Here is a 14,002-nt window from a genome sequence, read left to right on the forward strand (position 1 = left end):
CTGAGCGCCCGGGCCCCTTCGTCCGTCCGGCCCCGGTAACCCCGTTGTGCCCGGACGGGGCGCCTGGGCCGCGGTCAGGCCGGGTTCGCGCTGCGGAACGCGCGGCGGTAGGTGTCGGGCGGGACCCCGACGACGCGCTTGAACTGGCGCCGCAGGGTGGTGGCCGTACCCATGCCGGTGGCGACGGCGACCGCCTCGACGGTGTCGTCGGTGGCCTCCAGCAGTTCCTGGGCGCGGCGCACGCGCTGGGTCAGCAGCCATTGCAGTGGCGTCCGGCCGGTGACCGCCCGGAACTGCCGGCCGAGGTGGCGCGGGCTCGTGCCGGCCCTGCGCGCCATGTCGGTGACGGTCAGCGGCCGGTCCAGGCGCTGCTGCGCCCAGGCGAGGAGGTCGGCGAGCTGGTGGTCGCCGCCGCTGGCCTGGACCGGGGTGGTCACGAACTGGGCCTGGCCGCCGGGCCGGTGCGGAGGCATGACCAGACGGCGGGCGACGGCGTTGGCGACGGCGGCGCCGTGGTCGAGGTGGACCAGGTGCAGGCACAGGTCGACGGCGGCGGCCTTGCCCGCGGCCGTGAGCACGCTGCCGTTGTCCGTGTAGAGCACGTCGGGGTCGACCTCGGCCCGTGGATGACGTGCGCTCAGTTCCGCGGCGTGCGCCCAGTGGGTGGTGGCCCGGCGGCCGTCGAGGAGGCCCGCGGCGCCCAGGACGAAGGCACCGGTGCACAGGGAGGCGATGCGGGCGCCCGCCTCGTGGGCGGCGCGCACGGCGTCGACCAGCTCGGGCGGCGGAGGTTCGTCGATGTCGGCGCAGGCGGGCACGATCACGGTGTCCGCCCGGGCGAGGTGCTCCAGGCCGTGGTCGGGCTCGACGGTGAACGGGCCGACGCGCAGCGGGCCGGGGCCGCAGAGCAGTACGTCGTACCAGCCCTGCGGGGCGTCGGGCGGGGGATTGCCGAAGATCTCGTGGGCCACCGCCAGCTCGAAGTGCAGCAGGTGACCGGCGGCCGCCAGGGCGACGGTGGGCATGTCCGAAAGTGTACGGGTGCTGTCGTTCCGGACCCTCACGTCCGGGCCCGGACCGCCCCGAGACTGGGTTCATCGAGCCGCACAGAGCGCACAGAGCGCACGGGCCGCAGCGGACGCAGCTGACACAGGGGACGGGGAGAACGCGATGAACACGGTGGACGGCACGAGGGACAGGGCGACTGCGGCGGGCGCGGTGGTGGTCTACGGGGCGACGGGACACACCGGTCGTTTCATCGTCGCCGAGCTGCGCCGGCGCGGCATCGCCACCGTCGTCTCCGGTCGCAGCGCGACGCAGTTGGAGGCGCTGGCGGCCGACGGCGGCGCGGACGTGCTCGTCCGCCCGGCCACCGTGGACGACCCGGCCTCCCTGGACCGTGCCCTCGCCGGAGCGGCGGCCGTCATCAACGCCGCCGGACCGTTCGCGGTGACGGGCGGCCCGGTCGTCGAGGCGGCCCTGCGCGCGGGGATCCCGTACGTCGACGTCGCGGCGGAGATCGAGGCGAACGCGGCGATGTTCGCCGACCACGCGGTGGCGGCCGGCAAGGCGGAGGTGCCCGTGGTGCCGGCCATGGCCTTCTACGGGGGCCTGGGCGACCTGCTCGTGAGCGCGGCCATGGGGGAGCGGACCGCGGCGGACGAGGTGCACGTCGCGTACGGGCTGAGCAGCTGGCAGCCCACGGCGGGCACGCGGGAGGCCGGTGCGGTGTCCCACGAGCGCCGCGCGGGCCGCCGGGTGCGGTTCACGGGCGGCGCGCTGCAGTACCACGACGACGAGCCGGCGGAGCAGGAGTGGCTCTTCCCGGAGCCGCTGGGCCGGCGGAAGGTGATCGCGGAGTTCACCATGGCCGACGTCGTCACGGTGCCCAGTCACGTGGCCGTGCCCGAGGTGCGCACCTACATGGCGGTGGAGGCGGCGCGGGACCTCGCCGGGGCGGACACACCGGCGCCGGAGGCGGTCGACGACCTCGGCCGCTCGGACCAGACCTTCGTCGTCGACGTCCTGGTCCGTGCGGGCGGCGCCGAGCGCCGGGCCACGGCCCGGGGCCGGGACATCTACGCCGTCACCGCGCCCCTGGCGGTGGAGGCCGTCGAGCGGATCCTGTCCGGGCGGACCCGGACGACGGGTGTGGCCTCGGCCGCGGCGATGTTCGACGCCCCGGACTTCCTGCGGGCGCTGGCCCCGTACCTGTCGGTGGAGCTCGCGCACTGACCGTCCGGCGCGATCGGCAGGACACCCCCTGGGACGGGTGGCGCCCGGGCACGGGGGAGCCGGGCTCTACCCTTGTCCGGACTGCTGTCGATGCTCGAAGAGGCGACTGAAGATGAGCGCGTACGGATCCTTCCCCGGTTCGCGGCCCCGCCGGCTGCGCACCACCCCGGCGATGCGGCGGATGGTCGCGGAGAACCGGCTGCACCCCTCGGACCTGATCCTCCCGGCGTTCGTCCGGGAGGGCATCAGCGAGCCCCTGGCGATCTCCGCGATGCCGGGTGTCGTGCAGCACACCCGGGACACGCTGCGGAAGGCCGCCGTCGAGGCGGTCGAGGCGGGGGTCTCCGGGATCATGCTGTTCGGTGTCCCGGCGGACGAGAACAAGGACGCGCTGGGCACGGCGGGCACCGAGCCGGACGGGATCCTGCAGGTCGCCATCCGCGACGTGAAGGCCGAGGTCGGGGACGACCTGGTGATCATGTCGGACCTGTGCCTGGACGAGTACACGGACCACGGCCACTGCGGTGTGCTGGACGAGAACGGGCGCGTCGACAACGACGCGACGCTGGAGCGGTACGCGGAGATGGCGCAGGTCCAGGCGGACGCGGGCGTCCACGTGGTCGGGCCCAGCGGGATGATGGACGGGCAGGTCGGCGTCATCCGTGACGCGTTGGACGAGACCGGGCACGAGGACGTCTCGATCCTCGCCTACACGGCGAAGTACACCTCCGCCTTCTACGGTCCCTTCCGCGAGGCCGTCGCCTCCTCGCTGCAGGGCGACCGCAAGACGTACCAGCAGGACCCGGCGAACGCCCGGGAGTCGCTGCGGGAGCTGGCCCTCGATCTGGAGGAGGGTGCGGACATGGTGATGGTCAAGCCGGCCGGTCCCTACCTCGACATCCTCCACCGGGTCGCGCAGGCGGTGGACGTACCGGTGGCGGCGTACCAGATCAGCGGTGAGTTCGCGATGATCGAGGCGGCGGCGGAGAAGGGCTGGATCGAGCGCGACCGGGCCATTCTGGAGACCCTGCTGGGTATCAAGCGGGCCGGCGCCGACACGATCCTCACGTACTGGGCGACCGAGGTGGCGGGCTGGCTGCGCGAGACCCGCTGAGGCTGTGGCGGGCGGCCTGCCGGGCGGTCGCGTGGGCGGTCGGGCGGGAACGCCGACGGGGCGGCGTACGCCGACCGGGTGTCGGAGTGACGCCGCCCTGGGGCGGAACGGGCCGTGCTGTCATGCCGGTTACTTCGGGTCGCGGTTGAAGTTCGCCGTCGACCAGCGGTAGCCGAGGGCGATCAGGGCGATGGACCAGGCGAGGGCGAGCCAGCCGTTGTGGCCGATCTCGGTGCCCAGGAGCAGGCCGCGCAGGGTCTCGATGGCGGGTGTGAAGGGCTGGTACTCGGCGATCGGCTGGAACCAGCCCGGCATCGCGTCGATCGGGGTGAAGGCGCTGGAGATGAGCGGCAGCAGGATCAGCGGCATCGCGCTGTTGCTGGCGGCCTCGGCGTTGGGACTGGCCATGCCCATGCCGACGGCGATCCAGGTGAGCGCCAGGGCGAAGAGCGAGAGCAGTCCGAAGGCCGCGAGCCATTCCAGGGCGGTGGCGCCGGTGGAGCGGAAGCCGATGGCCACGGCGACGGCGCCGACGAGGACCACGCTGGCGATGGACTGCAGGACGCTGCCGACGACGTGTCCGATGAGTACGGAGCCGCGGTAGATCGCCATCGTGCGGAAGCGGGCGATGATCCCTTCGGACATGTCGGTGGACACGGACACGGCGGCCCCGATGACGGTGCTGCCGATGGTCATCAGCAGGATGCCGGGGACGACGTACGCGATGTACTCGGAGCGGCCGGCGCCGCCCATGCCCGCGCTCATCACGTCGCCGAAGATGTAGACGAAGAGCAGGAGCAGCATCACCGGGGTGAGCAGCAGGTTCAGGGTCAGCGACGGGTAGCGCCTGGCGTGCAGGAGGTTGCGGCGCAGCATCGTGGAGCAGTCGCGGGCGGCGAGGGCGAGGGAGCTCATCGGGCGTTCTCCTGGGTCTGGTGGGGGATGCGGGTGCCGCCGCCGGTGAGGGCGAAGAACACGTCGTCGAGGTCGGGGGTGTGGACGGTCAGCTCGTCCGCCTCGATGCCGGCCGCGTCGAGCCGGTCGAGGACGGCGCGCAGCTCGCGCTGGCTGCCGTCGCTGGGGATCTGCAGGGAGAGGGACTCCTCGTCCCGGGTCACTTCGCCCAGGGCGAGGACGGCGGAGCGGTAGGCGGCCGGGTCGGTGAAGCGGAGCCGGACGTGTCCGCCGGGGATGAGGCGCTTGAGTTCTTCGGCGGTGCCCTCGGCGGCGATCTTCCCGTCGTTGAGGACGGCGATGCGGTCGGCGAGCTGGTCGGCCTCCTCCAGGTACTGGGTGGTGAGGAAGACGGTCACGCCGTCGGTGACGAGCTCGCGGATGATCTGCCACATGGTGTGGCGGCTGCGCGGGTCGAGGCCGGTGGTCGGTTCGTCGAGGAAGATGATCCGCGGGCTGCCGACCAGGGTCATGGCGATGTCGAGGCGGCGCTTCATGCCGCCGGAGTAGGTGGAGGCGGGCTTCTTCGCGGCTTCGACGAGGTCGAAGCGTTCCAGGAGTTCGGCGGTGACCCGCCGCCCCTCGTGCTTGGACAGGCGGTGCAGGTCGGCGAGGAGGAGCATGTTCTCCTCGCCGGTGATCAGCCCGTCGACGGCGGAGAACTGGCCGGTGACACCGATCGAGGCGCGGACCGCCTGGGGGCGGGTGGCCAGGTTGTGGCCGGCGACGTACAGGTCGCCGGCGTCGGGGGTGACGAGGGTGGAGAGGATCTTGACGGCGGTGGTCTTGCCGGCGCCGTTCGGGCCGAGCAGGGAGAAGATCGTCCCTTCGGGGACGGCCAGGTCGATGCCGTCGAGGACGGTCTTGTCGCCGTAGGACTTGCGCAGCCCGTTCGCCGCGATCGCCAGGTCGCTCATGCCGGTCATGTCGGTTCTCCTTAGAGGCTGCGGGCGGTGATGTCGCCGTGGGCGGTGGTGGCGCGGATCGTCAGGCCGGCGGCGCCGCTGTTCTTGAGGGTGTTGTGGATGCGGCCGTAGGTGGTGCCGGCATCGAGGGAGGCGGAGACTCCGCGGGCGGCGCCGACGTTCACATCGCCGGAGAGGGTGGAGAGTTCGAGGTCTCCGCCGGTGGCCTCGGTGATGTGGAGGTCGCCCTTCTGGGTGCTGATCGCGGCGTTGCCTGCGAGGCGGCCGACGGTGATGTCGCCGGCCTGGAGGGTGAGGCGGGCGCCGGCGGTCTCGTCGAGCTTGACGGTGCCGTGGGCGGCTTCGTAGGTGACCTCGCCCAGGCGTCCGACGCCGCGGAACTCGGCGCTGGCGGCCTTGGCTTCGATGCGGGAGCCGGCGGGGAGCTGCACGGTGACCTCGACGGAACCGGAGTTGCCGAGGATGCGGTTCTTGGCCGGCGCTGCCGCGATCCGCAGGACGCCGTCCGCGTATGCGGCGGTGGTCTGCTCGGCGGCCTTGACGTCGCGGCCCTTGGAGGCGTCGGCGGGGAGGATCTCGACGGTGGTGTCGGCCCGGTCGGCGGCGATGAACCGGATGCGTCCGGCGGGGATGTCCAGGACGGTGGTGACCGGGGTCGGGGTGGCGAACTTCTGCATGGTGATTCTCCTTCTTCCGCGGCGGGCGCTCCGTGCGCCCTGCCGTTTCTGATGAGTGAAAAGCTACGTTGCGTTCGATGTTCTAGCAACGCACTCGTTGCGCATCAATGCGGAAGCTGCAGGTCAGAAGCTAAATTTCATTGCAATGGTTTCGCGCTTAATGCAACAAGCGGGGTGTTGTTCGTTGCAATGAAATGGAGGTGAACGCTATAGTGGGGGACGCCACGGACTACTACGGACCACCACGGACGATCACGAAGGAGACCGCGATGCCGGGAGGCAGGCTCACCCAGCAGGAACGCCAGCAGATCGCGCTGGGACTGGCCGACGACCTCGCGTACGCCGAGATCGCCAGGCGTCTGGACCGTCCGACCTCGACGATCTCGCGCGAGGTCATGCGCAACGGCGGCCCCAACGGCTACCGCGCCGACCTGGCCCACCGCGCCACCGAACGCCGCGCCCACCGCAGGCAGCCCGTGCCCCGAGGAGCCGAGGCGCCTGCGCAGGCCCACGGGCGCGACGCCGAGGCGGTGCGCGAGTACGAGGAGGTGTTCACCGACGTCCTCGTCCGGGCGGGGACGCCGAAGATGATGGCCCGGGTGATGGCCTGCCTGTACATAACGGACTCGGGCAGCCTCACCGCGGCCGAACTCGTCCAGCGCCTCCAGGTCAGCCCGGCGTCCATCTCCAAGGCGATCACGTTCCTGGAGGGCCAGGGCCTCGTCCGCAGGGAACGCGACGAACGCCGCCGCGAGCGGTACTTCGTCGACGACGACGTCTGGTACCAGGCGACGATCGCCTCGGCCCGTGTCAACGAGCAGATCATCGCGACCGCCCGCCAGGGCGTGAGCATCCTCGGCCCCGACACCCCGGCCGCCAACCGCCTGGAGAACATCGCCCGTTTCATGGACTTCGTCTCCGAGGGCATCACCCGCGCCGCGGAACAGGCCCGCGCGGTCCTCCACACGAAGCCCGCGACACCCCCGGACGACGAGGCCTGAGCCCGGCTCCCGGCTCGCGTCGTACGGGCCGCGGGCGCACTCTGGAGGGAGGGTGACCTCCTGGAGGTGATGCACCATGGCCACGCTCGTCGGGTGGCATGTGGAGCTCGAATTCACCGAGGAGGGCCACCGCACCAGTGCGGCGGCCCTGGTCAGGCTCGGGGACGGCTCCGAGATCAAGGCGCGGGGCTATGCCTTGCGCCATCCCTCCGACCCGGAGCAGCTGAGGGTCGGGGAAGAGATCGCGGGCGCTCGCGCGCTCATGGATCTCGCGTCGCAGATGTTGCAGAAGGCCCACGCCGAGATCGACGAGGCGACGGGCCGTCATTCGTACCCGCTCAACCGCTGAGCGGCAGAACTCCTTCGGCTTCCCGCCGAGCGGCTCCCCCGGGGTCGCTCGGCGGGAAGCGGTCAGCGGGTCCGGGTGCCGAAGAGGATGCCCGCCAGGGTCACCGCCGCGGCCGTGATGGCCGCGCACCAGGTCAGGGCGATCCACGGGGCGTCCCCGGCGGGCTGGTCGAGGAGCAGGGCGCGCAGGGATTCGATCACCGGGGTCAGCGGCTGGTGGTCGGCGAAGCCGTGCAGCCAGCCGGGCATCGTCTCGATGGGGACGAACGCGCTGGACGGGTACGGCAGGAACATCATCAGGAAGGTGAACCCGCCCGCAGCCTCCGGTGACTTGGCGAGCAGCCCGAGCGCGGCCGCCAGCCACGAGATCGCCGTGATGTACGTCAGCAGCAGGGCGGCCGCGGCGAGGAAGGCGGCCGGGCCCGCCTGGGGCCGGAAGCCGATCGCGAGGGCGACGGCGAGGACCAGGGCGGTGGAGATCAGGTTGCGCACCACGGAGGCCGCGACGTGCCCGGCGAGGATCGGGATGCCGCCGATGTCGAGGGAGCGGAAGCGGTCGATGACCCCGTTCGTCATGTCCTCGCTGACGCTGACGGCGGTGGAGGCCGCGCCGAACCCCGCGCAGAGCAGCATGGCGCCGGGGACCACGTACGTCACGTACGCCGTCCCGGTGTCGATGGCCCCGCCGAAGAAGTAGACGAAGATCAGCATCAGCATGACGGGCAGCATCAACGCGGCGATCAGCGCGTCGGGCCGGCGGCTGCTGATGCGCAGGCTGCGGCCTGCCAGGGCGAAGGCGCTCACGGGCATGGCGGTCATCGGTGGGCTCCCGTCAGGGCGAGGAAGACGTCGTCGAGGGTGGCGCTGCGCAGGGTGAAGCGGTCGACCGCGGTGCGGTCCGGGTCGAGTTCGTCGAGCAGCGCCCGGACGTGGGAGGCGCTCCCGTCGGTGGCGAGGCCGAGGGTGAGCTCGTCCGGGGCGCGGTGGACCGCGCGCGGGCTGAGGGTGTCGTAGGCGGCCCGGTCCGTCAGGGTGAGGTCCAGCCGGTGGCCGGCGACGCGCGACTTGAGGGCGGAGGGCGTGCCCTCGGCGGCGATCCGTCCGTCGGCGAGGACGGCGACGCGGTCGGCGAGCCGGTCGGCCTCCTCCAGGTACTGGGTGGTCAGCAGGACGGTGGTGCCGTCGGCGCGCAGTTCCCTTACGAGGTCCCACACGTCCTGGCGGCTGCGCGGGTCGAGGCCGTTGGTCGGCTCGTCGAGGAAGATCACCTCGGGGCGCGAGACGAGGCTCGCGGCGAGGTCGAGCCGCCGCCGCATACCGCCCGAGTACGTCTTCGCCGTGCGGCCGGCCGCTTCCGTGAGGCCGAACCGGGCGAGGAGCTCGTCGGCACGGCTGCGCGCGGCGCGCGGGGAGAGCCCGGCCAGACGGCCCATCATGCGCAGGGTCTCGGCGCCGGTCAGGAGCTCGTCCACAGCGGCGAACTGGCCGGTGAGGGAGATCAGTTCGCGGACCCGGGAGCGTTCGGTGGCGGTGTCGTGCCCGGCGATGCGGACGGTGCCGGAGTCGGCGGCGGTGAGGGTGGCCAGGATCCGGACGGTGGTGGTCTTGCCGGCGCCGTTGGGACCGAGGAGGGCGAGGACGCTGCCGCGCGGGACGGCCAGGTCGATGCCGTCCAGGACGCGGAGGTCGCCGTAGGACTTGGTGAGGCCGGTCGCGTGGATGCCGAGGCCGCCGGAGGCGTGTGCGGTCATGGGGACGGTGCTCCCTTCGCCGTTTCTGCGTATGCCTTACGCTCTTCTGTGTAAGTAATACACAGAACTAGGATGGGGGTCAATCGAGGAGTGGGCGGTCATGGCGGAAGAGGACAGCGAGACCGGGCTCCCGGCGAGCCTGGAGATGGCCTGGGGCCTGCGCGAACGCCCCGGCAAGGGGCCGCGCCCCACGCTCACGCTGCCGAAGATCGTGGAGGCGGCCGTGACGCTGGCCGCGAGTGAGGGCATGGACGCCGTCTCCATGGGCCGGGTGGCCAAGGAGCTGGGCGTCTCGACGATGTCCCTCTACCGGTACGTCACGGCGAAGGAAGAGCTCTACATCCTGATGTCGGACGCGGGCGTCGGCGCCCCGCCGCCGGTCGCCGCCGGCGAAGGCGCGGGTTGGCGGGAGCTGCTCTCGGAGTGGGCGTACGCGCAGCGGGCCGTCCTGATGGCCAACTCCTGGATCCTGCGCATCCCGCTCACCGGGGCACCCGTCAGCCCGAACCAGCTCGCCTGGATGGAACGCGGGCTCGCCTCGATGGCCGGCACGGGTCTGAAGGAGGGCGAGAAGCTCTCCACGATCATCCTGATCGGCGGCCTGGTCCGGAACGAGGCCACCATGGCGGCGGACATGATCGACGCGATCGTGAAGTCCGGGGCCGCCCCGGACCAGGTGATGGCGCAGTACCTGCGGACCCTGCGGCTGATGACCGGCCCGGACACGCACCCGGCCGTGACGCGGCTACTGGAATCCGACGCGTTCACGGGCTCGGACGAGCCGGACTTCCAGTTCCGCTTCGGGCTCGACCGGATCCTGGACGGCCTGGCGGCGCTGATCGCGGGGCGGGCGGGGTCGGTGCCGGGCGGGGTCTGAGGGGGCGGGGTTTCGGCGGGGCGGCATCAGGGATGTGTATGGGGGTTTCCCGTCAGTCCCATCGTCTCTCCGTGTCGGGCCGGCCCCTCAAGGGCGCTCGTTCCTCGCGTCGCTGCGCGATGGCCTGCGGCCACCCTTGACCGCCCGTCCCGCCCCGGACATACGAAGACTGCCGGGAAACCCCCAAAGGAACGGGCCGGGGGATGCTTATCAGGAACGGGATGGTCGGAGAAGCCCGACCCGGTCGGGCGTGAGAGGCACGTCCAGGAGGCGGGGCCCATCGAGACCGGGCCCCGGGTCGGGGGTGGCGCGTCCGATCGCTACGCGCTCCTCACCTCTCAGCGTCTCCAGGCCGTACTGGGCCAGGCACAGGCCGCCCCGGATCGCTACACGCTTCCCGATGACGGCGTCCGGTCCTTGTCCGGGGCTGATGGGAGCGGAAGCGCAGCAGGTCGGACGGGCGGCAGGAGATCGCTCTCGCTCACGGTGTACGTCAGCGGTGGGTAGGTGAAGTCGGTTTCGTCGTTCTCGCGGCGCCGTAGTCGGTAGAACTCGTGCCTCTGCTCGTCATCGGCCGAAGTGAGGCGCGCGCCCTGCGGGAGGTACGCGTGTCCGTCGCGAAACCGAAGGAAGGTCTTCGACGTGCGAAACGTTACGCCCAGCCATTGGTTGTCCGCCGTCGGGACGGTGTCCAGCACGATCTTGTGCTTGAATCGCCGGTTCAACTCGACGGAGAACGCGACAACACCGTTGTGGGTGAGGGGGATCTCGAAATTGTCGGCATCGGACCCCTTTGATTCGAAGATCAGCTTCCTCGGTGGGTTCGATTCGGGATGTTGGTAGCAGGAGAATACGGCGATGAAAGACTCGTCGGCCAGATCCAGGGCCTGGTCGGAATGGCTGCCCATGGTTCTGTACGCATTCGTGTAGCTCTCCACGAGAGCATTGTTGAAGCCGACCGGGATCGCCGTATGTTCTTGAATCTTCTGCGCCAGCCGTTCGTGCACCGCGTGGAAACGCTGCGCCGGGCTGCTGTATTGAGTGGTGGTGCGTACGAGAGGCACACACCCCGCCTCGCCGATCCGGGTGAGCGCGGCACCTCGCCGGCCCTTTCCCACGTCTTCCAGACGAGCCGACGCGGACAGGTCCGCAAAGAGATCCTGCCCGATCGGCAGAGAGCGCGAGATGACCACCGGGATCCTAGGCTCGGGGGGCAACGTAGTCTCCCGTGTTCATGCTGAAGAGAAACTTGTCGCCGTAGTCGATGAAGGACGAGGTCCTGTTCTCCTCGGCGTACAGCCTCCGCAGTTCGTCCATGCCCTCGGATGTCGGCGGCCCCAGCTCCACCAGATCCCCGGCCGTTTTGAGAAACGCGTGGCCGTTCTTGTGAACGGCTTCGGCGCTCGAACAGCGCACCACGTATCCCAGCCGGGTCGGGAGCATCTCGGCGCCCAGTGTCGAAGGCCTGATCTCATGCGTATACAGGCGGTTGGTGGACAGCGGCATGAAGAACACGGACCCGGGATAGAGGGTCACGGCGAATTGCTGGGGAAGCCCACCCCCGTCGCCTTCCGGTTCCTTGAGTCGGAAGTGGAGCCGGGTCAGCCCGCTGGCACGCTTCAGACCATAGTCGAAGGCGTCGTCGGCCATCGGATGCAGCTTGTCGAGCCCGTCATAGAAGGTGCAGAAGGCCATGATCCCATTGACGGGCATGTCCTTCGTCTTGTCAGCATGCGCCGATATCTTCGCCTTCGACTGCTTGCGGTCAGTCGTGGCCAGGGTGTTGTGGTAGATCTGCGCGAGGACATGATTCAGCGGCGCCTGGTCCCGGAATACGGTGGCGGCCTCGCGATTCAGGGCCTCGACGATCCGGGTGTCCGTCGGGCGAAAACCCTCGGTCGGCCCCGAAAGATTCGTGGAGCACCGCAGCAGACGGAAATGCAGCTCGTCACCGCTCTGCTCGACGGGCGTCAGATAGATCCCGCTGCGATGGGCCGTTCCGGGCTTGGTGGACTCCGTCAGGGACTGGAAGGCGTGCTCCGCACGGATCCGTCCGAAGTGATCGGCGTCGAGGTCGAAGAAGCGGCGGTAGTACACGCCGGCGCCGTGCACCCGGACGGGAACTCGGCCGACACCGACGAGGGTCCAAGGCCTGTCGACGTCCCCGCGGTAACCGTGCGACAGCTCCCGGACGACGAACACCCGCTCCGCCGCCTGCAATTCGCCGATGCCGGACACATCGCCACACAGGTAGACGGTCTTCTGCGAGAGGTCCGCCGAACCCAGGTCCTCCGGCGTGATCACGGACCCGAAGAAGTCCCTGATCAAGTCGTCGTCCTGCAACGCAGAAGGCGCGACCAGGATGTTGCTCGCATCATCGATGCAGGCCTCTGTCAGCCCTGCCGGGTACATGAAACGGCACCTGCCCTTCGTAGATCTTGATGAATTGAACCGTGGACCAGCCCTGGGCGGCTCGCAGTCGCGTGATCGGGAAGCGTGTAGCGATCCGGGGCGGCCTGTGCCTGGCCCAGTACGGCCTGGAGACGCTGAGAGGTGAGGAGCGCGTAGCGATCGGACGCGCCACCCCCGACCCGGGGCCCGGTCTCGATGGGCCCCGCCTCCTGGACGTGCCTCTCACGCCCGACCGGGTCGGGCTTCTCCGACCATCCCGTTCCTGATAAGCATCCCCCGGCCCGTTCCTTTGGGGGTTTCCCGGCAGTCTTCGTATGTCCGGGGCGGGACGGGCGGTCAAGGGTGGCCGCAGGCCATCGCGCAGCGACGCGAGGAACGAGCGCCCTTGAGGGGCCGGCCCGACACGGAGAGACGATGGGACTGACGGGAAACCCCCATACACATCCCTGATGCCGCCCAGCACGGACACCGTTCCCATGCCGCCGCCCCGGTTCGCGACACGTGTGCCACTGGCTGCCGCCGGCCCTCGCCAGGGCTATCGAGCAAGCCAGCCGATCATCGCCGCCCAGCTCGTCGGCGCGAGCGCCAGGATCGGCCCGTCCTGGACCTTCGAGTCCCGGACGTGGATGGTGTGAGCACTGGTGGCCACCTCGACGCAGTCGCCGCCCTCGCTGGCGCTGTACGAGGACTTGTGCCAGGCCACGGCGACCTCCAGGCAGGCGCCGCCTTCGTCACCGCTGTAGCTGGACTTGAACCACTTCAGTGCAGTCGTGGCACTCATGTCTCTCCTAGCAGGCGGTCCAACAGGCCCCGCGTCTGCTCGGTGTTGAGGGCCTGAGTCCGCAGCATTGCATACTTGCGCGCCAAGATGCTGACCTCATTGGGGTCCGAGATGAGCTGGCTGCCGCGCTGGGTTTCGGTGTAGCCAAGGTGCTGGTGATCCGGGGTTTCCAGCAGGATGAACGGGCCGTTGAGGCCCGCGTGGGAGGTGCGTCCCAGCGGCATCACCTGGAGGCTCACGTCCGGCAGACCGCTGCTTGTACGGAGGTGGCGCAGCTGCTCCGCGTACACCTCATCCCCGCCGAGCCGGTCGCGGAGTGCGGCCTCCCAGACCACGAAGCTCAGGGTCGGCGGAGTACTGCGGCGGCAGGATCCCCTGACGCGCGATCCGGCGGGCGGTCAGTGCCTCGACCTCCGCCTCGGGGTGGGCCGGGACGCGGCACTTGAAGACGGCCCGGGCGTAGTTCTCCGTCTGGAGCAGGCCCGGAACGACCTGGTTGTCGAACCAGGAGAGCGCAATCGCACTGTCCTCAAGGTCCATGTACTCCTCGGCCCATGGCGGCGTCGCGTCCGCCTCCGGCATCCCGTTTGCCGCAACGGTCAGCAGGCCCGGTAGCCCCAGGTGCAGGTCCATCAGCTCCGCGACATTCGGCATCAGCGCCCGCCGCCCCTGCTCGATCGACGCGATGCTCTCCGCATCCAACCGCACCAGCTCCCCGAGCTGCCGCTGAGTCAGGTTCTTGGCGATCCGCGCGGCGGCCACCTGCGTACCGACCATCTTCATGGTCGTCGCGTTCGGCCGTACTCGTTTCCTCGGTGGCATGACAGCGAACTCCCCACCCGCGCAGGCGGAATACCCCGCGCGGACCCGTACTCATCGAGGAGTACGGGTCCGCGCCCGGCCACACGCTAGTCACGCAACGCGAC

16 protein-coding genes are annotated in these 14,002 nt (G+C 70.3%); 5 read left to right on the forward strand and 11 right to left on the reverse strand.

The window, feature by feature from the left end; all coding sequences use genetic code 11:
* Nucleotides 1–74 precede the first annotated feature (74 nt).
* Entirely contained in the window at nt 75–1,025 is a 951-nt protein-coding gene (locus OG753_RS24330) for a GlxA family transcriptional regulator (RefSeq protein ID WP_405790121.1), read from the reverse strand.
* 145 nt (nt 1,026–1,170) lie between these two features.
* Here OG753_RS24330 and OG753_RS24335 point away from each other — a divergent pair, with 145 nt between their 5' ends.
* A complete protein-coding gene (locus OG753_RS24335) occupies nt 1,171–2,235 on the forward strand; it encodes a saccharopine dehydrogenase NADP-binding domain-containing protein (protein ID WP_327263813.1) in 1,065 nt (354 codons plus the stop codon).
* A gap of 112 nt (nt 2,236–2,347) precedes the next feature.
* On the forward strand, nt 2,348–3,349 hold the full coding sequence (gene hemB / locus OG753_RS24340) for a porphobilinogen synthase (protein ID WP_327263814.1): 1,002 nt from the start codon (nt 2,348–2,350) through the stop codon (nt 3,347–3,349).
* 129 nt (nt 3,350–3,478) lie between these two features.
* On the opposite strand, the gene OG753_RS24345 is transcribed toward hemB, so the two are convergent.
* The 3 genes from OG753_RS24345 to OG753_RS24355 are packed head-to-tail and all read right to left on the reverse strand — an operon-like array spanning nt 3,479 to nt 5,906.
* The gene (locus tag OG753_RS24345; RefSeq protein ID WP_327263815.1) at nt 3,479–4,264 is read right to left on the reverse strand and encodes an ABC transporter permease; all 786 of its coding nucleotides are present in this window, start codon (nt 4,262–4,264) and stop codon (nt 3,479–3,481) included.
* Nucleotides 4,261–5,220, reverse strand: coding sequence for an ATP-binding cassette domain-containing protein (locus OG753_RS24350; RefSeq protein ID WP_405792784.1), 960 nt, complete (start codon nt 5,218–5,220; stop codon nt 4,261–4,263). The genes OG753_RS24345 and OG753_RS24350 overlap by 4 nt, the downstream gene beginning before the upstream one ends.
* 20 nt (nt 5,221–5,240) lie before the next feature.
* Nucleotides 5,241–5,906 (reverse strand): DUF4097 family beta strand repeat-containing protein, encoded by a 666-nt coding sequence (locus OG753_RS24355; protein WP_327263816.1) that lies wholly within the window; start codon nt 5,904–5,906, stop codon nt 5,241–5,243.
* A gap of 269 nt (nt 5,907–6,175) precedes the next feature.
* Here OG753_RS24355 and OG753_RS24360 point away from each other — a divergent pair, with 269 nt between their 5' ends.
* Together OG753_RS24360 and OG753_RS24365 are read left to right on the forward strand one after the other, a co-directional pair.
* Nucleotides 6,176–6,907, forward strand: coding sequence for a helix-turn-helix domain-containing protein (locus OG753_RS24360; protein WP_405792786.1), 732 nt, complete (start codon nt 6,176–6,178; stop codon nt 6,905–6,907).
* A gap of 76 nt (nt 6,908–6,983) precedes the next feature.
* Nucleotides 6,984–7,256: a DUF1876 domain-containing protein gene (locus tag OG753_RS24365; protein WP_109778371.1), complete on the forward strand. Its 273-nt coding sequence runs from the start codon at nt 6,984–6,986 to the stop codon at nt 7,254–7,256.
* 62 nt (nt 7,257–7,318) lie between these two features.
* On the opposite strand, the gene OG753_RS24370 is transcribed toward OG753_RS24365, so the two are convergent.
* Both OG753_RS24370 and OG753_RS24375 read right to left on the reverse strand, forming a co-directional pair.
* Entirely contained in the window at nt 7,319–8,065 is a 747-nt protein-coding gene (locus OG753_RS24370) for an ABC transporter permease (protein WP_327266883.1), read from the reverse strand.
* A gap of 5 nt (nt 8,066–8,070) precedes the next feature.
* The gene (locus OG753_RS24375; protein WP_405790122.1) at nt 8,071–9,006 is read right to left on the reverse strand and encodes an ATP-binding cassette domain-containing protein; all 936 of its coding nucleotides are present in this window, start codon (nt 9,004–9,006) and stop codon (nt 8,071–8,073) included.
* Nucleotides 9,007–9,106: 100 nt separating this feature from the next.
* Between OG753_RS24375 and OG753_RS24380 the strand changes: the two genes are divergently transcribed.
* Nucleotides 9,107–9,883: a TetR/AcrR family transcriptional regulator gene (locus OG753_RS24380; protein WP_405790123.1), complete on the forward strand. Its 777-nt coding sequence runs from the start codon at nt 9,107–9,109 to the stop codon at nt 9,881–9,883.
* 386 nt (nt 9,884–10,269) lie between these two features.
* On the opposite strand, the gene OG753_RS24385 is transcribed toward OG753_RS24380, so the two are convergent.
* The 5 genes from OG753_RS24385 to OG753_RS24405 all read right to left on the reverse strand — a co-directional run bounded on the left by OG753_RS24385 (nt 10,270) and on the right by OG753_RS24405 (nt 13,859).
* Nucleotides 10,270–11,082, reverse strand: a complete 813-nt coding sequence (locus tag OG753_RS24385; protein ID WP_405792788.1) for a hypothetical protein — start codon at nt 11,080–11,082, stop codon at nt 10,270–10,272.
* 1 nt (nt 11,083) lies between these two features.
* Nucleotides 11,084–12,295: a hypothetical protein gene (locus OG753_RS24390; RefSeq protein ID WP_405790124.1), complete on the reverse strand. Its 1,212-nt coding sequence runs from the start codon at nt 12,293–12,295 to the stop codon at nt 11,084–11,086.
* 535 nt (nt 12,296–12,830) lie between these two features.
* Nucleotides 12,831–13,076: a DUF397 domain-containing protein gene (locus tag OG753_RS24395; protein WP_405790125.1), complete on the reverse strand. Its 246-nt coding sequence runs from the start codon at nt 13,074–13,076 to the stop codon at nt 12,831–12,833.
* Nucleotides 13,073–13,411 carry a DUF5753 domain-containing protein gene (locus OG753_RS24400; protein ID WP_405790127.1) on the reverse strand — a complete coding sequence of 113 codons (339 nt, stop codon included), beginning with the start codon at nt 13,409–13,411 and terminating at the stop codon, nt 13,073–13,075. The genes OG753_RS24395 and OG753_RS24400 overlap by 4 nt, the downstream gene beginning before the upstream one ends.
* On the reverse strand, nt 13,368–13,859 hold the full coding sequence (locus tag OG753_RS24405) for a Scr1 family TA system antitoxin-like transcriptional regulator (RefSeq protein ID WP_405790128.1): 492 nt from the start codon (nt 13,857–13,859) through the stop codon (nt 13,368–13,370). The genes OG753_RS24400 and OG753_RS24405 overlap by 44 nt, the downstream gene beginning before the upstream one ends.
* Between the last annotated feature and the right edge of the window lie 143 nt (nt 13,860–14,002).

The sequence above is a fragment of the Streptomyces sp. NBC_00029 genome, assembly GCF_045160505.1.
GTDB lineage: Bacteria > Actinomycetota > Actinomycetes > Streptomycetales > Streptomycetaceae > Streptomyces.